Raw genomic sequence first — 19,508 nt, 5'->3', positions numbered from 1 at the left:
AGACCCCTCCTCTCGCCCCGCGAGCATGCGCGAGGGGGATCGTCGCGCTAAATCGCCACCAGCCTGGGCAGGATCGCGTCGAGCAGGATCATTCCGGCCTCGGTCACGGTGACCCGCGTGCCGTCGCGCGTCAGCAGCCCCAGCGCCGCCAACTGATCAGCGGCGCGGGCGTCGATCAGATTACCTTGCGCAATGCCGCTGTCGGCGGCGATCGCGGCGAGATCGACGCCCTCGGCAAGCCGCAGGCCCATCAGCAGCGCCTCGGTCGCGCGCGTCGCGGGGTCGAGATCGGCCTCAGCCTTGATCCCGTGGGCATTGCGCGCGACCGCGGCGAGGTAGTTTTCGGGCTTCTTGTGCCGCTCGCTCGCCGCCTTGCCGCGCCGCCCGTGCGCTCCGGGGCCGATGCCGACATAATCGCCATAGCGCCAATAGGTCAGGTTGTGGCGGCTTTCCTCGCCGATGCGCGCGTGGTTGCTGATCTCATAAGCGGGCAGCCCCGCCGCCGTCGTCATCGCGCGCGTCGTTTCGAACAGGTCGGCGGCTTCATCGCCGCCGGGAATCGTCAGCTCGCCCTTTGCCGCCAGCGTGGAAAAGCGCGTGCCCGGCTCGATTGTCAGCTGGTAGAGCGACAGATGCCCCGTGCCGAACGCCAGCGCGCGGGCCAGCTCGGTCTCCCAATCGGCGAGTTTCTGATCGGGACGCGCGTAAATCAGGTCGAAACTGACGCGATCGAACGCATCCTGCGCGACATCGAGCGCGGCGAGGCCTTCACCGACATCATGCGCGCGGCCGAGAAACGCGAGCGCGCCGTCGTCGAGCGCCTGCAGGCCGAGCGAGACGCGATTGATCCCGGCAGCGGCCAAATCACCGAAGCGCGCGGCCTCGACCGATGACGGATTGGCTTCGAGCGTGATCTCGATGCCCGCGGCAAAGCCCCAGTGGCGATCGGCGGCGGCGAGAATGTCGGCGACGAGCGCGGGCGGCATGAGAGAAGGCGTGCCTCCGCCAAAGAATATCGACGACAGAGGGCGTCCGGGCGTCAGCGCCGCCTCATGAACCAGGTCGGCGATGATCGCATCACGCCATGCGTCGATATCGACCGCATCGCGGACATGGCTATTAAAATCGCAATAGGGGCATTTCGAAACACAAAAGGGCCAATGGACATAGAGCGCCAACGGGTTCACGCTATCGCTTCGCTGCTCATCGAGGATTGCCGCATGGTTCATCGTAAAGCCCTTAGGCGCACCGCCGCCGTGCTGCCAGCCCTGCTCGGCCTCGTGGCGCTGAGTGCGTGCAGCGTCGCCTCCGCCGGCGGCGCGCCCGTTGTCACCAAACGCTGGACCGACACGCGCCCCGCCCCGCGTGGCGATGCGGCGTTGCGTAGCGCGATGCTGAGTGCCCACAACGAAGCGCGCCGCGCGGTCGGAGTAGCACCGCTCGTCTGGGATCCGGGACTGGTCGCCGATGCCGCGCGCTATGCGCAGGAGATGGCAAGGACTCGCCGCTTCGCCCATGCGCCGCACGATCCGGCGAGGCTCGAGGGCGAGAATCTGTGGATGGGCACGCGCGGTGCCTATGCATACGGCGACATGGTCGGCGCCTGGGTCGCCGAGCGGCGCTATTACCGCGCGGGCAGGATTCCCGACACCAGCAGCACTGGAAGATTTGGCGACGTCGCGCATTACACGCAGATCATCTGGCGCAGCTCGACGCGCGTCGGTTGCGCGCTGGCGAGCAATGCGAGCGACGATTACCTCGTCTGCCGCTATACCCCGGTGGGCAATGTCTTCGGGCAATCGCCGCTCTAGGCGCCGACCGCTCGCGGCTATCGCGGTCCGCCGCCGCCCCAGCGAAACGGCGTATGCCAGTCGGGCGGGTCGATCTCGCCCCGCGCCAGCTTGAGCGCGAGACCAATGGCGGTGCCAATCGCGATCGCCAGCGTCAGATCGGCAAAGACGGTGAGCCCCGCCGTCAGCAGCATCAATGCGAGATCGGACCGGCGCAGGCGTAGGCGCTCGGGCCAGCGGTGCGGTTCGCTCATCGTCCACGCCGTCACGATCAGCAGCGCCGCCAGCGCCGGCAGGACAAGCGCGCCCGCCAAAGGTGCCGCGAGCAGCAGGACGGCCAGGATCACCGCAGCGTGGACCATCCCCGCAACCGGCGTCCGTCCGCCCGCGCTGACGTTGGTCGCGGTGCGTGCAATCGCGCCCGTCGCCGGCAGGCCACCAAACAGCGGCGAGGCGATGTTGGCCGCGCCTTGCGCGATCAGCTCGGCGTTTGACCGGTGCGCCGCGCCGATCATCCGGTCAGCGACGATCGCCGACAGCAGCGATTCGATCCCGGCGAGAAAGGCGATCGTCACCGCCGCAGGGAGCAGCGCAACGAGCCTTGCGCCGTCGATCGTCGGAAGATGCGGCACTGGCAGGCCCTGCGGCAGCGCACCGTAGCGCCCCGCGACCGACTCGATCGACGGCAGGCCGAAATAGGCGATTCCGCTCGCCAGCGCGACGATCACGACGAGCCACGGCAATCTCGGCGCGATCCGGCGCAGGATGAGGATGGCGGCGACACAGCCCACGCCCATTGCCAGCGCAACCGGATCGATCGTCGCCTTCGCCGCCCACAATGCGGAGAGTTTGGGAAGGAAATCAGCCGGCAGCGCAGCGCCGGTCATCCCCGACAGGTCTTTCAGCTGGCCGACCGCGATGACGATCGCGATGCCAATCGTAAAGCCTTCGATCACCGCCTCTGGAATGTGGCGGATCAGCCGTCCCGCGCGCATCAGGCCAGCCGCCAGCAATATGACGCCTGCCATCAGTGTCGCGACGAGCAAGCCGTCGAAACCGTGCGTGTGGATGATGCCATAGACAACGACGATGAACGCTCCGGTCGGGCCGCCGATCTGGACCCGGCTGCCGCCGAGCGCCGATATCAGGAACCCTGCGACGACCGCCGTGATCAGGCCCGCCGCCGGCGGCGCGCCCGATGCTATCGCGATGGCGATGCTGAGCGGCAGCGCGACCAGCGCAACGGTTATGCCGGCAAGGCCGTCGGCGGCGAACTGGCGCGGTGTATAACCGACCATCGTGGTGAGGATCTTGGGCTTCACGCCCTATCGCCTAGGCGCATTGCGCCCGTCGAGCCAAGCATTGCGCGCCGCTGGCTAGCGCGAACGGCGGGTTTGCGTGGCAAATCGCGCAATCACGCGACTGCGAGCGATCAGAAAACGGTGGCAACGAGCATTTCAAATGCGCGCGAGCGATGGCTCATTGCATGCTTCGCCGCAGCATCCATCTCGCCGAAGGTCTGCTGATGGCCATTGGGCACGAACATCGCGTCATAGCCGAAGCCATTCCGCCCGCGCGGTGGCCAGGCGAGCAGGCCATCGATGCGCCCTTCGAAACTTTCGCTGTGCCCGTCGGGCCAGGCGAGCGTCAGCGCGCAGGTGAAGTGCGCATCGCGCGGCGCGTCGGGCCCCGCGTCCTGCAGGCGCGCCTCGACGCGGCGCATCGCCTCGGCGAAATCGCGGCTGCCGTCGTCGAGCTCTGCCCAGCGCGCCGAGAATATTCCCGGCTCGTCGCCCAATGCCGCGACGCACAGGCCGCTGTCATCGGCGAGCGCGGGCAGACCCGACAGATCGGCAGCCTGGAGCGCCTTGAGTTCGGCGTTGGCGATGAAGGTCGTGCCGTTCTCGACCGGCTCGGGCAGGTCGAGCGCTGCGGCCGAGACCGTCTCTATGCCGTAAGGCGCGAGCAAGGCGCCGATTTCACGCACCTTGCCCGCATTGTGGCTGGCGATCACCAGCCGACCGGGGGCGAGTTTGCGGATCGCCTGCTCTCCCGCCCCGGCGCTCATGCTGCGCGCACCTTGTCGACCGCGGCGTCCTGCGCCGCGAAGATGCCGTTGCAGCCGATCCGCGCGAGGCGCAGCAGGCGCAACAGTTCCTCTTCGTCAAAGGTCGCGCCCTCGGCGGTTGCCTGCACTTCGGCGAGCTTGCCGTCGCCGGTCAGGACGAAATTGGCGTCGGCCTGGGCATTGCTGTCCTCGTCGTAATCGAGATCGAGGACGGGCGTGCCGTTATGGATACCGCAGCTGATCGCGGCGATCTTCTGTGCGATCGGGTCGGTCTTGATAAGCTTGTCGCGCAGCAGCCCGTCAACCGCGAGGCGCAATGCGACCCACGCGCCGCTGATCGAGGCGGTCCGCGTGCCGCCATCGGCCTGGAGCACGTCGCAATCGAGCGTGATCTGGCGTTCACCGAGCGCCTTGAGGTCGACCACCGAACGGAGCGAACGCCCGATCAGGCGCTGGATTTCCTGCGTCCGGCCCGACTGCTTGCCGCGCGCTGCCTCGCGATTGCCGCGCGTATGCGTGGCACGTGGCAGCATGCCGTATTCGCCCGTTACCCAGCCCTCGCCCTTGCCGCGCAGCCACGGCGGCACGCCCTTTTCGACGCTCGCGGTGCACAGCACGCGCGTGTCGCCGAAGCTGACCAGCACCGACCCTTCGGCATGGCGGGTATAGCCCGTCTCGATGGTGATGGCGCGCATTTCGTCTGGCGCACGGCCCGATGGTCGCATGAATTCGTCTCCTGTGAATGATGCCCACGCCCTAGCGACCTTGCGCCGAGCATGCCAGCCACCTTACATCGCTGACATGACCCCGCCCGCCGCACCTTATGATATTGGCGACCTCAACGATCGTGCCCGCGATATCTTTCGGCTGGTTGTCGAAAGCTATCTCGCGACGGGTGCACCGGTGGGGTCACGAACGATCTCACAGGCCGGACGGCTCAACCTGTCGCCCGCCTCGATCCGCGGCGTGATGCAGGATCTCGAAGGGCTCGGCCTGCTCGCCGCGCCGCATACCAGCGCGGGTCGGATGCCGACGATCAGCGGCCTCCGCCTGTTTGTCGACGGCATGATGCAGGTCGATGAGCCCGATGCCGGGGTGCGCGCGCAGATCGAGGCACAGCTCGGCGGCGATGGCCCGGTCGAGGACGCGCTGGCGGCGGCGACGATGGCGCTGTCTGGCCTGTCGTCGTGTGCGGGCCTGGTACTCGTACCGAAAAGCGAGCCGGTGCTGAAGCAGATGAGCTTTGTTCCGCTGTCCGAGACGCAGACGCTTGCGGTGCTGGTCGGCAGCGACGGCAGCGTCGAGAACCGGGTGATTGAACTTACCGAGCCGATTCCGCCCTCGGCGCTGGTCGAGGCCGGCAACTACGTCACCGCGATGCTTGCCGGGCTGACGTTGCCGCAGGCGCAGGCGCGCCTGCGCGGCGAGCTTGAAAGCCAAAGGATCGCGCTCGACCGCGCGGCAAGCGAGCTCATCACGCGCGGCTTGGCGACGTGGAGCGAGGATGCCGCCGATCGCCCGGTGCTGATCGTGCGCGGTGCGGCGAACCTGATCGACGCCGCGGCAGCCAGCGACATCGAGCGCGTCCGCGGGCTGCTCGACGCGCTCGAGAGCAAGCAGGAGATCGCCCGGTTGCTCGGCCTGACGCGCGACGGCCAGGCGACGCGGATTTTCATCGGTGCGGAGAACGAATTGTTCTCGCTGTCGGGGTCGAGCGTGATCGCTGCGCCCTATCGCAACAGCGAGGATCGCGTCGTCGGCGTCGTCGGCGTGATCGGCCCCATTCGCTTGAACTATGCCCGCATCGTGCCCATGGTAGATTTCACCGCTCAAATGCTGTCGAGATTGATTACGTAATGACCGAAAACGAAATGCCCGAAAACGAAACCGAAAAGCCTGAAAACGGAGCCGAAGAGCTGCGCCAGGAAACCGCCGCTGAGGCCCCCGAGCTCGAGGAGCACGATCGCTTTGCCGAGCTTGAGGCCGATTTCGACAAGATGCGCCAGGACCTGCTTTATGCCCGCGCCGAGACCGAGAACGTCCGCCGCCGCCACGAGCGCGAGCTGGCCGAGGCGCACAGCTATGCGGCGACCAAGTTCGCCCGCGACATGCTGTCGGTCGCCGACAACCTGGCGCGCGGCCTTGCCGCCATTCCCGCAGATCTCAAGTCGGACGACAAGCTGAAAGGCGTCATCGCCGGGATCGAGGCGACGGGGCGCGAGATCGAAACGGTGTTCGAACGCCACGGGATCAAGCGAATCGACACGATCGGCGAACCGCTCGACCCCAACCGCCACCAGGCGATGGTCGAGATCCCCGATGCCGAAGCCACGCCGGGGACGATCGTCCAGGAAATGCAGTCGGGCTACATGATCAAGGACCGGCTGCTGCGTCCGGCGCTCGTCGGGGTTGCCAAGGCCCCCTGACCCAGCGGCGGCTCGAAGGGGATCGAAGCATGAGCGAACTTCTTTATCCCCGCCGTCGAATTCTCGCCGGGATGGGGGCCTCCGTGGGCGGACTGCTGTTGTCCGGATGCGACAAGCTAAATGATAGCGAACGATTCCGCTCGGTTTTGAAGGTTGGCGAAAAACTGCATTATGGCGGACAACGGCTGGTCACCGATCGTATGGCGCTGGCAAAGGAATTTGCGCCCAGCCAGATGTCGCCGGTCTTCAGAACCAATGGCAATACCATGCCGGAATCTGCGGCTTACCAGATGCACGCTACCGAAAATTTCACAAACTGGAGCCTGGAGATCGGCGGCTTGGTCGCCAACCCGCTCAAGTTGACCCATTCCCAGATGATCAGCTTGCCGACGCGGACTCAGATAACCCGACACGATTGCGTCGAGGGGTGGAGCGCGATCGGCAAATGGTCGGGCCCGCAGCTGTCGATGTTGCTGCGTCAGGCCGGTGTCTCCGGCCGGACAAGATACATTGTCTTCCATTGCGCCGACAATTTCGGGGCGAGACCGTACTACGAATCGATCGACATGATCGATGCCCTACATCCTCAGACGATCCTCGCCTGGCGAATGAACGACGAGATGATTTCGGTGGCGCATGGTGCGCCCATCCGCCTGCGTGTGGAACGCCAGCTCGGCTACAAACAGGCGAAATATGTCATGCGTATCGAGGCGCGGGACCGGATCGACAACCTCTACGATGGCAAGGGCGGCTATTGGGAAGATGCGGCCGGCTACGAATGGTATGCGGGGATTTGACATGAAAAGCATTATGCTCGTTGCGCTCGTTTCGATGTTTTTGGCTGGATGTTCGGAATCGTCCGATAGCCCCATGCCGATGGCGCAGGCCGAAGCCACCGCTCCGCGCACCAGCGGGGGCGATGCGCGCCATCCGGTTGTCGTCGAGCTGTTCCAGAGCCAAGGCTGTTCGTCGTGTCCGCCCGCCAATGCAAACGTCAATGCAATCGTCGACCGCGACGACATTCTCGCCCTGAGCTTCGCTGTGACCTACTGGGACAAGCTAGGCTGGAAGGACACATTCGCCAAGCCCGAGTACACCCAACGCCAACGCGACTATGCCAAAAGGGCGAGCAATTTCGATGTCGCCACACCGCAAGTCGTCATTAATGGTCGAAGCGGGCTGATTGGACACAAGAAGGATGAGCTTGAACGGGCTATAGTCGCCGGCGGGGCGCTCGTCGCCGGTCCGTCAATCGAGCGCATGGGAGATACACTGGTGGTAGGAACCGGCCGCCGCGACCAGGCGGCCCGCGTGTTGCTGGTCAGTTATGATCCACGTGCAGTCGAGGTGCCCATTTCTGCTGGCGAGAACAACGGTCGGACCTTGCCGCATCGCGACGTCGTTCACAGCCTCATTGATCTGGGGGAATGGAAAGGAAGCGAGTTGATGCTCAAGATTCCTCCGCTGGCCGATCCCAACTACAAGATTGCCGTGCTTCTGCAGCAAGGCCCAGGCGGCCCGATCGTCTCCGCCCGTAAATTCTGATGCCGTGGATCTTCACTTGCTCATCGCCGGCATAATCTCCGCATTCGTTTTCGGCTAAGCTGCCAAGCAAGGCACGACCTGCGCCATCACCGCGGCGAAGGAAGTGCTTCGCGATAGCGTCTTCTCGCTCTGAATCGGTTACGCCATAGCTTCGGGATGCGCGACCATCGTCGTTGTGCCGCTTCACTTCTGGCTTGGACAGGAATTCGCGCTGGCTCCGGCCTTGCGGACAGGTCTTCCGCTTATCACCGGATCGATCACGATCACGTTCGGGGCAGTTCTCAACGACGCCTGTCTGTTAGGTACGCTTTATCATTTGGACATTGGTCAATCACGCTTTGTCGCAATTGTACCAGGCCTTGCTGCCGGAAGGGCGGCAGTCCGTTCTCACCCGCGCTGGTGCACACCATTCTGACCCGCGAGACATATATCGGTCGCCACTATTACCACGTTAAAGACAGCCGTACCGGCGAAAAGCGTCCACGCAAGGAGCGGATCGAGGTCGCGGTGCCCGCAATTATTCCAGAGAAGACCTTCGGCAAGGTCCAGGCGATCCTCAAATCCCGTGATCCGGAGATGGCACCTGGGCGCTCGCATTCGAGCCCCGTTCTGCGGTCAGGTCGCGGCCGGCGCGGCAAGCCCGGTTGCAATGGCACCATGACGCTCATGATCGGCAAAGGTGGTCAGTATCGCTAATATTCATGCTCAAACGTGCGCAGGAAGAAGGATCGCTCGTGCGGCGGCAACAACGTCTCGATGGCGCAGGTTGACGACGCTGTTGTCACCGTCCTGGAAAAGCGCTTGCTCGATCCTGCTCGCCTCGAGAAACTGCTCGCGCAGCTCCTTGAACGTTCCGCCGGTGCAGATGTGAGATGCAAGCACGACATCGCTACGTTGCGCATTGAGCGCACCGCCGCTGAGACGGCGATCCAGCGGCTGTTCGAATCGTTCGAGGCAGGTCTCGTCGATCCCAAGGACAAAGACCTCAAGAAGCGTCTGGCCAGTCATCAGGATCGGCGCGCTGCTCTCAGCCAGGAGATCGACCTCATAGAACGACAGTGCGGCGATAAGCTTGATCGGATCGACTGCAAAACGATCGCAGTGTTTGCCGATGGCCTCAAGAAGAAGCTCACCGATCCCGACCGCCCGGGCCTCCGCAAGAACTACGTTCAGGCGTCCGTGCAGAGGTCGTGATGACGAAAGTGGATCTGATCGTGCGTGGCCCTGTGGCCAGTCTGGCCCAGGCAGAAAGCACGCCCGAGGCCGATGCGCCACCGGTGCGCACTTCTATGGTAAATTGGTGCGCCCGGAAGGATTCGAACCTCCGACCCCTTGATTCGTAGTCAAGCACTCTATCCAGCTGAGCTACGGGCGCACTGCCGACGGGCGGCAGAGGGGGCGAAATAGGCGGATCGCCGCGGCGGCGCAACCCCTGAATCGTGCTTATTTGTCGCCCTTGCCATCACCGCTGCGATTGCGCGCCGCGAGCGCCGCCTGCGCCGCAGCCAGCCGCGCGATCGGGACGCGATAGGGCGAGGCCGAAACGTAATCGAGGCCGACGCTCTCGCAAAAGTCGATGCTGGCAGGATCGCCGCCATGTTCGCCGCAGATGCCGAGCTTGAGCCCGTCGCGCGCGCCCCTGCCCCGCTGGGCAGCGAGCTCGATCAGCTGGCCGACGCCGGCGACGTCGATGCTGACGAACGGGTCGGTCGCGTAGATCCCCTTGTCGACATACTGGCCGAGGAAACGCCCGGCATCGTCGCGGCTGACGCCAAGCGTCGTCTGGGTGAGGTCGTTGGTGCCGAAGCTGAAGAATTGCGCGCTCGCAGCAATTTCATCGGCCATCAGGCACGCGCGCGGCAGTTCGATCATCGTGCCGACGAGATAGGCGATTTCGCGCCCGCGCTCGGCAAAGACGGCGCGCGCGGTGTCATCGACAACCGTCTTCATCAGTTCGAGCTCGCGCGCGGTGCCGACGAGCGGGATCATGATCTCGGGAATCGGGGCGACAATGCCTTCGCCTCCCCGCTCACCCTGAGCTTGTCGAAGGGCAGCGCGCGCTGGGGCTTCGACAGGCTCAGCCTGAGCGGGATGGGAGGGATTTGGAGATTCGGACGCAACATGACGGGCGGAAGAGTCGGCTGCGAATTTCCCCTCGGCGACATCGATCGCGGCTTCGAAGATCGCGCGCGCCTGCATCTCGTAGATTTCGGGGTAGGTGACGCCGAGGCGGCAGCCGCGATGGCCGAGCATCGGGTTGAACTCGTGCAGCTCGGCAGCACGGGCGCGCAGTTTCTCGACCGATACGCCCGAAGCAGCGGCGACCTCGTCGAAATCCTTATCGGCGTGCGGCAGGAATTCGTGCAGCGGCGGATCGAGCAGCCGGATCGTGACGGGCAGTCCCGCCATCTCGGTGAAGATGCCGGCGAAATCGGCGCGCTGTTCGGGGAGCAATTTGGCCAGTGCGACGCGGCGGCCGGCCTCGTCATCGGCGAGGATCATCTCGCGCACCGCGGCGATGCGGGCAGCGTCGAAGAACATGTGCTCGGTGCGGCACAGGCCGATCCCCTCGGCGCCGAATTCGCGCGCAACGCGGCAATCGGCGGGGGTTTCGGCGTTGGCGCGCACGCCTAATCGCCGAACCTTGTCGGCCCAGCCCATCAGCACGCCGAAATCTCCGCTGAGTTCGGGCTGCACGGTGGCAACCTCACCCGCCATGACTTCGCCGGTGCTGCCGTCGATGGTCAGCATGTCACCCTCGGCAAAGGCGCGTCCGGCGACCTTTAGGCTGCCCGCCTTGGCGTCGATCGACAGCGTGCCCGCGCCAGAGACGCACGGACGCCCCATGCCGCGCGCGACGACCGCGGCGTGGCTCGTCATGCCACCGCGCGCGGTGAGGATGCCGGCAGCGGCGTGCATGCCGTGAATGTCTTCCGGGCTGGTCTCGGTGCGGATGAGGATGACGCGATCGCCCGCACCAGCGCGGCGTTCGGCGGTATCGGCATCGAATACCGCGATGCCCGAGGCGGCGCCGGGCGATGCGGGCAGGCCGCGCGCGACGACGTCGCGGACGGCGGCGGGATCGAGCGAGGGGTGGAGCAGCTGGTCGAGCGCCTGCGCCTCGACGCGGGCGACCGCCTCTTCTTCGCTGATCAGGCCTTCATGCGCCATGTCGACCGCGATCTTGAGCGCGGCGGGCGCGGTGCGCTTGCCGGCGCGCGTCTGCAGCATCCACAATTGCCCGCGTTCGACGGTGAATTCGATGTCCTGCATGTCGCGATAATGCGTTTCGAGCGTGTCGAAGACGCGGCCGAGCTCACCAAACACCTCGGGCATCGCCTCTTCCATGCTCGGCAGGCGTGCGCCCGCCTCGTCGCGTGCGGCAAGCGTGAGGTACTGCGGCGTGCGGATCCCGGCAACGACGTCTTCGCCCTGCGCATTGACGAGCCATTCGCCGTACCACGCCTTTTCGCCGGTCGACGGGTTGCGGGTGAAGGCAACGCCGGTCGCCGAGGTGTCGCCCATGTTGCCGAACACCATCGCCTGGACATTGACCGCGGTGCCCCAATCGTGCGGGATCGCGTTGATCCGGCGATAGACGCGCGCGCGTTCGGACTGCCAGCTGTCGAACACCGCGCCGATCGCGCGGGTGAGCTGTTCATTGACGTCCTGCGGGAAGTCGCGGCCGAGTTCGGCGGCGACGATCGCCTTGTACTCGCCAACGAGCGCGCGCCAGTGGTCGGCACCCATCTGGGTATCGTCGGCAAAACCGCGGTCTTCCTTGGCGATTTCGAGCGCTTCCTCGAACAGGCCGTGGTCGAGGCCGAGGACGACGTCGGCGTACATCTGGACGAAGCGGCGATAGCTATCCCAGGCGAAGCGCGCATCACCCGAGGCGGCGGCGAGGCCTTCGACAGTGGCGTCATTGAGGCCCAAATTGAGGACGGTATCCATCATCCCGGGCATCGACACCCGGGCGCCCGAGCGGACCGAGACGAGCAGCGGATTGCTCGGATCGCCGAAGCTCTTTCCCGTCGCGGTCTCGATATGGCCGATGCCATCGGTCAGCGCGGCGAGGAAATCATCGGTGAAGCTGCGGTCGGCGGCGATGTAGATCGCGCACATGTCGGTGCCGATGGTGATCCCCGGCGGGACGGGCAGATCGATCGCGGCCATGCCGGCGAGGTTGGCGCCCTTGCCGCCGAGCAGGGTCTTGTCGCCCGCAACGCCGGCGTCGGCAGCGTCGGTCGCGCCGCCGCCGAAACGATAGATCGAATGTTTGATCACGCCTGCTTGCTCACTTCTGGTTGCTCACGACTGTTTTCCCACGGGCGGCCTTCGAGCTGACAAGTTCATGCGGTTCACACCGTCCAGGGGCAGGTTCACGGCTGTGACCTAATGCGAAGTCACTCTCGCCTCGCGGGCCGCTCATCCTTCGATCCGCGAGAAGTCGGCGACGGCGTGGACCGCGCTGCGGATGCGCGCGAGCAGCCGCAAGCGGGCGGCGCGTTTGTCAGGATCGGGATCGTTGACGATGACCTCCTCGAAAAACGTGTCGATCGGTGCGCGCAACGATGCCAGTGCGGCCATCGCGGCGGCGAAATCCTCGTTTGCGATCGCGTCGCGCGCGGCGGGTTCAGCCGAATCGAGCGCGGCGACGAGGGCAGCTTCGGCATTTTCCAATGTGTAGGAAAGCGAATTATCTCGCTCGCGCCCAGGCTGAGCCTGTCGAAGCCCCTCAGATGACCCTTCGACAGGCTCAGGGTGAGCGCCGTTGGTGTCAGGGTCGCCCCAGTCCTCTTTCTTGAGGATGTTCGCGGCGCGCTTGTAGCCGGCGAGCAGGTTGGTGCCTTCGGGCGTTTCGATGAACGCCTGCAACGCCTTTACGCGCGCGAGGAGGCGGACGAGATCGTCTTCGCCGCCGAGTGCGAACACCGCGTCGATGAGGTCGTGGCGGACGCCCGCTTCGCGCTGCTGGACCTTGAGGCGGTCGGCGAGGAAATTGGGCAATTTCGCGAACACGTCATTCTGCGCGGCGATGTACGCCTCGTAATTCTCGTCACCCGTCTCGGGTGAGAGCTTCTGTGGCGCGAAGCCCCCAAGCGATCGGGTGATCGCTTCCCACAAGCCCATGCGCAAAGCGTTCCGATTGAGAATCTCGAGAACGCCCAGCGCAGCCCGTCGAAGGGCGAACGGGTCACGCGATCCGGTCGGCCGTTCATCGATCAAGAAGAAGCCGACCAGAGTATCCAGCTTGTCCGCCAAACTCACCGCCACCGTCACCGGCGCGGTGGGGACGTCGTCGCCTTGGCCGACCGGCTTGTAATGGTCGCGGATGGCGTCGGCGACTTGCGGGTCGAGGCCTTCGGCGCGGGCATAATAGCCGCCGATGACGCCCTGCAGCTCGGGAAACTCGCCGACCATTTCGGTGACGAGATCGGCCTTGGCGAGCCGCGCGGCCTGTTCGACGAGGGTGGCGAGTTGGGCGCGGGACAATTCCTCCCCGGTACGGGGAGGTGGCGCGGCGGCGTCAGCCGACGTGACGGAAGGGCGCGTTTCGTCGGGGGTGGCGCTTGGGGAGACTACCCCTCCACCATGCTTCGCATGGTCCCCCTCCCCGTTCCGGGGAGGAACTTTGACGATCCCTTCTTCCACCAGCCAGCGCGCCAGCCTGGCGACGCGATCGACCTTGTCGGCCACGGTGCCGAGCTTTTCGTGGAAGGTGATGCGCGCCAAGCCCCCGGCGTGCTGCGCGAGCGTTTTCTTGCGGTCCTGGTCCCAGAAATGGCGCGCATCGGAGAGGCGGGCGGCGAGGACCTTTCGGTTGCCGTCGACGATCGCAGCGCCGCCGTCGTTCGCATCGATATTGGCGACGCAGATGAAGGCGGGGGCGAGCTGGGGCAGGCGCTGAGCAGCGCCTTCGGCGCCCCCTCCACCACCTTGCGGGCGGTCCCCCTCCCCATTTGCATGGGGAGGAGACTCTAGGACGAAGTATTTCTGGTTGGTGGCGAGCGTGAGCTGGATAACCTCGCGCGGGACGCTGAGGAAATCGGGGTCGAAGCTGCCGATCAGCGGCACCGGCCATTCGGTCAGCCCGGCATTTTCGGCAACGAGGGCTTCGTCGAGGATCCAGTCGAGGCCCTGATCGGCGGCAAGCTGTTTCGCACCGTCGCGGATGATCGCGCGGCGTTCCTCTGCATCGACGATGATGTGGCAGGCGCGCAGCTTTTCGGCGTAATCGTCGGCGCCGCCGATGGTAATCACACCGGGGTGATGGAAGCGGTGGCCGAGCGTTTCATAGCCCGAGGTCACATCGCCGATCGTGCACGGCACGAGATCGCTGCCGAAGATCGCGACGATGCCGTGGAGCGGGCGAACCCAGCGGAGCGATTCGGTGCTGGTGCTCGCGGCGCCCCAGCGCATCGACTTTGGCCAGGGAAAGGCGCGGACGATGGCGGGGATCGCCTCGGCAAGGACGTCGCGCGTGTCGCGGCCGGGGGTCTGTTTCGAGGCGAACCAGATGCCGTCGCGGTCCTCGAGATCGGACTGCTGCAGGCCGGTCTTGCCCAGGAATCCTTCGAGCGCCTGTGGCGGGGCCGAGGTGCGCGGGCCCTTGATCTCTTCGGACTGCGCCTCTGTGGCTTCGGGCAGGCCGCGCGCGATCAGCGCGAGGCGGCGCGGGGTGACGAAGGTCTGCGTTTCAGTGGCGGCCAGGCCGGCGGCGGCGAGCTGTTCGGTGAACAGGCGGGCGAGGTCGGCGGCGGCCTTCGCCTGCATCCGTGCAGGGATTTCCTCGGAGCGCAGTTCGAGCAGGAAATCGGTCATGCTGCCCACCCGTTATGGTCCATCCACGCGGTGCACGCGCCCTTGGCGAGGTCGCGGACGCGCGCCATGTAGGCGGCGCGTTCCTGGACCGAGATCACGCCGCGCGCCTGCAGCGTGTTGAAGACGTGGCTCGCCTTGATCGCCTGTTCGTACGCGGGGATCGGCAGCTTGTGCGCGAGGCAGTTCTCGCACTCGGCGACCGCCTTCCTGAACAGGTCGAACAATGTGTCGGTGTCGGCGACCTCGAAATTCCATTTCGACATCTGCTTCTCGTTCTCGAGGAAGATGTCGCCATAGGTCAAAGCGGGCATGCCCGGTTGCGGCGTGTTGTAGGCGAGGTCGAGGATCGAATCCTTGTCCTGGATATACATTGCGAGGCGTTCGAGCCCGTAGGTCAGCTCGCCCGAAACCGGCTTGCAGTCATAGCCGCCCATCTGCTGGAAATAGGTGAACTGGGTGACCTCCATGCCGTCGCACCAGACCTCCCAGCCGAGACCCCAGGCACCGAGCGTCGGGCTTTCCCAGTCGTCCTCGACGAAGCGGATGTCGTGCTTCAGGGGATCAATGCCGATCGCGGCGAGGCTGCCGATATAGAGCGCCTGCAGATCGGGCGGGCTGGGCTTCAGGATCACCTGATACTGGTAATAGGCGCCGAGCCGGTTGGGATTCTCGCCATAGCGGCCGTCGGTCGGGCGGCGACACGGCTGAACGAAGGCGGCGTTCCACGGATCGGGGCCGAGCGCGCGCAGCGTGGTGGCGGTGTGGAACGTCCCCGCCCCCATTTCGAGATCGTACGGCTGGAGGATCGCGCAGCCATGCGCTCCCCAATAGGCGTGCAGCGTCAGGATCAGGTCCTGGAAGCTGAGCGGAGGAGCATCGGACGGTCGTTTGGGCGCAGGGTGCGGCATGGGCGAGGGCTTTGGCGGAGCAGGCGGCGCAAATCAAGGCTGGGCATCGACCCGGCGAACGATATAGATGCGCCCGGCCCGCCCCTTTCGGCCCTGGAGAAACGACGATCATGACCTTCCGCAAAGTCCTTCGCCTCGCCGCCCTGCCCTTGATGCTCGGCCTGGCGGGCTGTGCGACGACCGGCGACCTCGCCGCAAACGGCGCTGCCGCGTTCGATCGCGGCGATGCCGATCCGGCGATCTGGGTGATCAAGGACGCCGACACGACGATCTACCTGTTCGGCACGATCCACCTGCTCAAGCCCGACCTCGTCTGGTTCGACGACGCGGTGAAGACCGCGTTCGACGCGTCGGACGAGCTCGTCCTCGAGATGGTCGAGCCCGATGCAGCGACGATGCAGCAGGTGATCATGGCGCGCGCGATGGCGAGCGACGGAATCGCGCTGCGCGACCGGCTGGATGACGCGCAGCGCACGCGTTACGACGCGGCGTTGGGCCAGATGGGTATGGCGCCCGCGACCTTCGACAAATTGAAGCCGTGGGCGGCCGCGATCACGCTGTCGACGATGCCGATGCAGAAGCTCGGCTTCGATCCCGACGCCGGGGTCGAGAAGATCGTCGCGAACGGCGCGAAATCCGGAGGCAAGAAAATCGCCGCGGTCGAAACCTTCGACGAACAGATCGGGTTTTTCGACGCGCTGCCGGTCGCCGACCAGATAGCCTTCCTGATGGCGACAATCGACGGCCTGCCCGATCTCGCCAAGGAAACCGCGCGGATGGAGCGTGACTGGGCGACAGGCGATGTCGCCGACCTCGCCGCTCTGCTCAACGAGGGGCTCAAGACGACGCCGACGCTCGGCAAGATCCTGCTCGCCGACCGCAATGCGCGCTGGGCGGCGTGGCTCGACGAGCGGATGAAGCAGCCGGGCACGGTCTTCATGGCGGTCGGCGCGGGACACCTGGCGGGCGACGCCAGCGTCCAGGCGTATCTCGCCCAGCGCGGCATCGTCGCCACGCGGATCGATTACTGATCGGCATGCGGCGCGCGCTGGCCAGATCGTCGCGTGGCCTGTGGCTGAGCGTGACGCTCGCGCTCGCCGCGGCGATCGGCGTGCTCGTCTTCGCGCTGCTGCACGACCGGCCGCAGCCGCAGGCGGCCAGCACCCCCGCAGCGGTCGCCAGGCCGGCGCTGTGGCGGATCGCCGATGGCGACACGACGATCTATTTCTTCGGCACGATCCACGCGCTGCCGCACGATGTCGCGTGGCGCACCCCGGCGGTCGAACGCGCGATCGATGCGTCGGACGAGCTGATCATGGAAATCGCCGATAGCGACAGCGTCGACGAACTCAGCCTGTTCGCCGCGATGGCGAGCGACCATGCGCCGAACACACCGATCGCCGCGCGGATCGATCGCAAGCTGTCGCTGGCATTCGACCATGTCGTCGAACGCGCCAAGCTGCGCCGCTCGCAGCTCGACGACATGGAGGACTGGGCCGCCGCGCTGGTCATCGGCAATGCGGTCGGCGCGCGCGCCGGCTTCGACCCCGCGCGCGGTGTCGAACCCGCGCTCGATGCGCGCTTTCGCAGTGCCGGAAAGCCGGTCGCAGGCTTTGAGACGACCGCCAGCCAGCTCGGCATTTTCGACGCGCTGCCGCCAGCGACGCAGAACGCCTTTCTGGTGAAGGCGATCACCGGCGCCGAGAGCGATGCGGCGCAGGCGACGGCGCTGGCGCGGGCGTGGGAAACCGGCGATGTCGCGACGATCGACCGGCTCGTTTCGGACGACCTGCGCTCGGTCGACGGGCTGGCGGGACCGCTGCTCGACCAGCGCAACGCGCGCTGGGCCGACCAGCTCGAAGCGCGGCTCGCACGACCCGGCACGATCTTCGTCGCGGTCGGCATCGCGCACCTCGCCGGCACGCAATCGGTCCAGGCGCGCCTTGCCCGGCAGACCGGCCTCACCGTCGAGCGGATCGAGTAGCCGCCGCTTGCATAAAGCGCGCTTGCCGACTATAGGCGCGCGCTTGCCAAGCCATGGTCATCCCTGGAGGCGTGGCGGCATGAACCAACCATTTGGAGACACATTATGAGCGATCAGCTGACGCTGTCGGCCGAGACTCGCGATCGGGCAGGCAAGGGAGCCTCCCGTGCGCTACGTCGTGAAGGCCGCGTACCCGCCGTTATCTACGGCGGCAAGGAAGACCCGATTACCATCCACGTCGAGGAAAAGGCGCTCGTCAAGCAGTTGATGACCGGCCATTTCATGAACTCGGTCGTCATGGTCGACGCCGGCGGCAAGACCCACCGGACCCTGCCCAAGGACGTCGCCTTCCACCCCGTCACCGATCGCCCGATGCACGTCGATTTCTATCGCCTTGCCAAGGGTTCGACCGTCGCGGTCAACGTTCCCGTCGTGTTCGAGAACGAAGAAGCAGCGCCCGGCCTCAAGCGTGGCGGCGTGCTCAACGTCGTGCGCCATGAGCTCGAACTGATGTGCGACGCGTCGAAAATCCCCGACGAGATCCACATCGACCTCACCGGCCTCGAAATCGGCGATTCGATCCACATCTCGAACGTCACCCTGCCCGAAGGTTCGGTCTCGGCGATCGACGATCGCGACTTCACCATCGCAACGCTCGTCGCACCGTCGGCACTCAAGAGCCAGGACGACGAAGCCGAAGGCGCAGACGACGAAGTCGATGCCGGCGACGTTCCTGCGACCGAGCAGACCGACGATGCCGAAGGCGGCGAAAATGCCGAGACATCGGACGACGCCAAGGGCGAATAAGCCCTCCACAATACGCTACGAGCGCCGGCCCGGAGACATCCGCGGCCGGCGCTTTGCGTTTGGGTCCGGGCCGGGGCAAACTTGCCCGGTGGCTCCGGCCTAGTGAGGCATTATGCCGCGAACGATTTCGCGGCGGATCGGTTGTTACCGGGCCTGGTGAAGCGGAAGGCGGCTTGCACGCGACGCAGGACGGCGAAGCGCGATGGCGGCCCGACTACCACCGCGAACAGCGAGATCGCCAGTCCGACCAGCCAGCCATAGACACTCAGCCAGCCAGTCAGCCGGTGGATAAAAGCGCCTCGTTCGGCCGGATAGCGGTCGATATCGGTAAAGGTGATCTTGCCGAGCTGCGCCGCTTCCTCGAACTGGAGGCCGAGATCGTCGCCGTGGCCAAAGCCCGGAGCGCCCGCTTTTCCGCGATACATTTCGCGCAGTACGTGGCCGCGCATCACCTCGTCGAACCTGACCAGCCGGTCACGGTGCGGTTCGATATCGGCATCGAAATAGTACCAGGTACCGTCGATCTTTGCCGCGGTGGCGCGGTGTTCGGGATGCCAGAACGAGACGGTCGCATAATCTATCCCGAAACGGCTCAATAGCGACTGGTAGACGAGCGTGTTCTGGCTGCATCCTGCGCTTCGGTAGCGGATGATCTCGTCGGGGCTGATCGGGCTGATCCACTGATGGTTGATCAATCCGACATAATGGCTGATCCAGTTTTCGCAGATGCGATATTCGGAAAAGCCGTGGTAGAAGCGCTGGCGCAGGAAGCGGCCAATCGCTTCGGCTGCATCGGCTTTGGTAGAGTTTTTCGGCAACTGTCCGCGGATGTAGAATTCGGCCTTGTCGAGCGTATCGACGTTGCCCAGCGCGGGATCGTAGACGTCGTCAGTAAATCGCGAGATTTCGGGTATACAGGTCTTGGTCTGCGCCCATCCGGTCATCGCGCCGGCGAACAGGGTAGCAGCCAGCAGAAGCAGTCGTAGCCAGTCGAACATCGTATCGCCATCAGTGAGAACACCGGCAGGCGCTAAGTCTGAGACTTGCGGGTGTCAACACGATACGAACCCATTTTTGTTATATTAATGCATCGTTTTGAACATATTAGATTGACTTGCGATGCATCGCGGGACCGGCAAATCCTTTCGCACTTGC

18 protein-coding genes and 1 tRNA gene are annotated in these 19,508 nt (G+C 65.3%); 10 read left to right on the top strand and 9 right to left on the bottom strand.

Annotated elements, in window-relative coordinates; all coding sequences use genetic code 11:
* Positions 1–47: 47 nt before the first annotated feature.
* Positions 48–1,229 (bottom strand): radical SAM family heme chaperone HemW, encoded by a 1,182-nt coding sequence (hemW, locus tag FSZ31_RS07810; protein WP_147122815.1) that lies wholly within the window; start codon positions 1,227–1,229, stop codon positions 48–50.
* Between hemW and FSZ31_RS07805 the strand changes: the two genes are divergently transcribed.
* Positions 1,221–1,811 (top strand): CAP domain-containing protein, encoded by a 591-nt coding sequence (locus FSZ31_RS07805; RefSeq protein ID WP_147122814.1) that lies wholly within the window; start codon positions 1,221–1,223, stop codon positions 1,809–1,811. The genes hemW and FSZ31_RS07805 overlap by 9 nt on opposite strands.
* Positions 1,812–1,828: 17 nt before the next feature.
* On the opposite strand, the gene FSZ31_RS07800 is transcribed toward FSZ31_RS07805, so the two are convergent.
* The 3 genes from FSZ31_RS07800 to rph form a co-directional block, all read right to left on the bottom strand.
* Positions 1,829–3,112 (bottom strand): SulP family inorganic anion transporter, encoded by a 1,284-nt coding sequence (locus tag FSZ31_RS07800; RefSeq protein ID WP_147122813.1) that lies wholly within the window; start codon positions 3,110–3,112, stop codon positions 1,829–1,831.
* A 110-nt stretch (positions 3,113–3,222) separates the two neighbouring features.
* Positions 3,223–3,858, bottom strand: a complete 636-nt coding sequence (locus FSZ31_RS07795; RefSeq protein ID WP_147122812.1) for a non-canonical purine NTP pyrophosphatase — start codon at positions 3,856–3,858, stop codon at positions 3,223–3,225.
* Positions 3,855–4,583, bottom strand: coding sequence for a ribonuclease PH (gene rph, locus FSZ31_RS07790; protein WP_147122811.1), 729 nt, complete (start codon positions 4,581–4,583; stop codon positions 3,855–3,857). The genes FSZ31_RS07795 and rph overlap by 4 nt, the downstream gene beginning before the upstream one ends.
* 76 nt (positions 4,584–4,659) lie before the next feature.
* On the opposite strand from rph, the gene hrcA reads away from it, so the two are divergent.
* The 6 genes from hrcA to FSZ31_RS07760 all read left to right on the top strand — a co-directional run bounded on the left by hrcA (position 4,660) and on the right by FSZ31_RS07760 (position 9,023).
* Positions 4,660–5,715, top strand: coding sequence for a heat-inducible transcriptional repressor HrcA (hrcA, locus tag FSZ31_RS07785; protein WP_147122810.1), 1,056 nt, complete (start codon positions 4,660–4,662; stop codon positions 5,713–5,715).
* On the top strand, positions 5,715–6,284 hold the full coding sequence (gene grpE, locus FSZ31_RS07780; RefSeq protein ID WP_236643721.1) for a nucleotide exchange factor GrpE: 570 nt from the start codon (positions 5,715–5,717) through the stop codon (positions 6,282–6,284). The genes hrcA and grpE overlap by 1 nt, the downstream gene beginning before the upstream one ends.
* A gap of 29 nt (positions 6,285–6,313) precedes the next feature.
* Positions 6,314–7,081 (top strand): molybdopterin-dependent oxidoreductase, encoded by a 768-nt coding sequence (locus tag FSZ31_RS07775; RefSeq protein ID WP_147122809.1) that lies wholly within the window; start codon positions 6,314–6,316, stop codon positions 7,079–7,081.
* A 1-nt stretch (position 7,082) separates the two neighbouring features.
* Entirely contained in the window at positions 7,083–7,829 is a 747-nt protein-coding gene (locus FSZ31_RS07770) for a DUF1223 domain-containing protein (RefSeq protein WP_201739146.1), read from the top strand.
* Between the two features lie 156 nt (positions 7,830–7,985).
* The gene (locus FSZ31_RS13040) at positions 7,986–8,525 is read left to right on the top strand and encodes a recombinase family protein (RefSeq protein WP_147122808.1); all 540 of its coding nucleotides are present in this window, start codon (positions 7,986–7,988) and stop codon (positions 8,523–8,525) included.
* A gap of 15 nt (positions 8,526–8,540) precedes the next feature.
* Positions 8,541–9,023, top strand: coding sequence for a hypothetical protein (locus FSZ31_RS07760; protein ID WP_147122807.1), 483 nt, complete (start codon positions 8,541–8,543; stop codon positions 9,021–9,023).
* A 104-nt stretch (positions 9,024–9,127) separates the two neighbouring features.
* Here FSZ31_RS07760 and FSZ31_RS07755 read toward each other — a convergent pair.
* From FSZ31_RS07755 to FSZ31_RS07740, 4 genes are all read right to left on the bottom strand, one after another.
* Positions 9,128–9,204 (bottom strand) — tRNA-Arg (locus FSZ31_RS07755).
* Positions 9,205–9,272: 68 nt separating this feature from the next.
* Entirely contained in the window at positions 9,273–12,116 is a 2,844-nt protein-coding gene (ppdK, locus tag FSZ31_RS07750; RefSeq protein WP_147122806.1) for a pyruvate, phosphate dikinase, read from the bottom strand.
* Positions 12,117–12,257: 141 nt separating this feature from the next.
* Entirely contained in the window at positions 12,258–14,654 is a 2,397-nt protein-coding gene (gene glyS, locus FSZ31_RS07745; RefSeq protein WP_147122805.1) for a glycine--tRNA ligase subunit beta, read from the bottom strand.
* Entirely contained in the window at positions 14,651–15,562 is a 912-nt protein-coding gene (locus tag FSZ31_RS07740; RefSeq protein ID WP_201739145.1) for a glycine--tRNA ligase subunit alpha, read from the bottom strand. The genes glyS and FSZ31_RS07740 overlap by 4 nt, the downstream gene beginning before the upstream one ends.
* A 110-nt stretch (positions 15,563–15,672) precedes the next feature.
* Here FSZ31_RS07740 and FSZ31_RS07735 point away from each other — a divergent pair, with 110 nt between their 5' ends.
* The 3 genes from FSZ31_RS07735 to FSZ31_RS07725 all read left to right on the top strand — a co-directional run bounded on the left by FSZ31_RS07735 (position 15,673) and on the right by FSZ31_RS07725 (position 18,353).
* Positions 15,673–16,593 (top strand): TraB/GumN family protein, encoded by a 921-nt coding sequence (locus FSZ31_RS07735; protein ID WP_147122804.1) that lies wholly within the window; start codon positions 15,673–15,675, stop codon positions 16,591–16,593.
* Positions 16,594–16,598: 5 nt separating this feature from the next.
* Positions 16,599–17,546 carry a TraB/GumN family protein gene (locus FSZ31_RS07730; RefSeq protein ID WP_147122803.1) on the top strand — a complete coding sequence of 316 codons (948 nt, stop codon included), beginning with the start codon at positions 16,599–16,601 and terminating at the stop codon, positions 17,544–17,546.
* Positions 17,547–17,651: 105 nt separating this feature from the next.
* The gene (locus FSZ31_RS07725) at positions 17,652–18,353 is read left to right on the top strand and encodes a 50S ribosomal protein L25/general stress protein Ctc (RefSeq protein ID WP_147122802.1); all 702 of its coding nucleotides are present in this window, start codon (positions 17,652–17,654) and stop codon (positions 18,351–18,353) included.
* A 110-nt stretch (positions 18,354–18,463) separates the two neighbouring features.
* On the opposite strand, the gene FSZ31_RS07720 is transcribed toward FSZ31_RS07725, so the two are convergent.
* Entirely contained in the window at positions 18,464–19,351 is an 888-nt protein-coding gene (locus tag FSZ31_RS07720; RefSeq protein WP_147122801.1) for a hypothetical protein, read from the bottom strand.
* Between the last annotated feature and the right edge of the window lie 157 nt (positions 19,352–19,508).

The sequence above is a fragment of the Flavisphingopyxis soli genome (genome assembly GCF_007995095.1).
GTDB classification, from domain to species: domain Bacteria; phylum Pseudomonadota; class Alphaproteobacteria; order Sphingomonadales; family Sphingomonadaceae; genus Flavisphingopyxis; species Flavisphingopyxis soli.
This window is presented reverse-complemented; position numbering and strand designations above follow the sequence as displayed.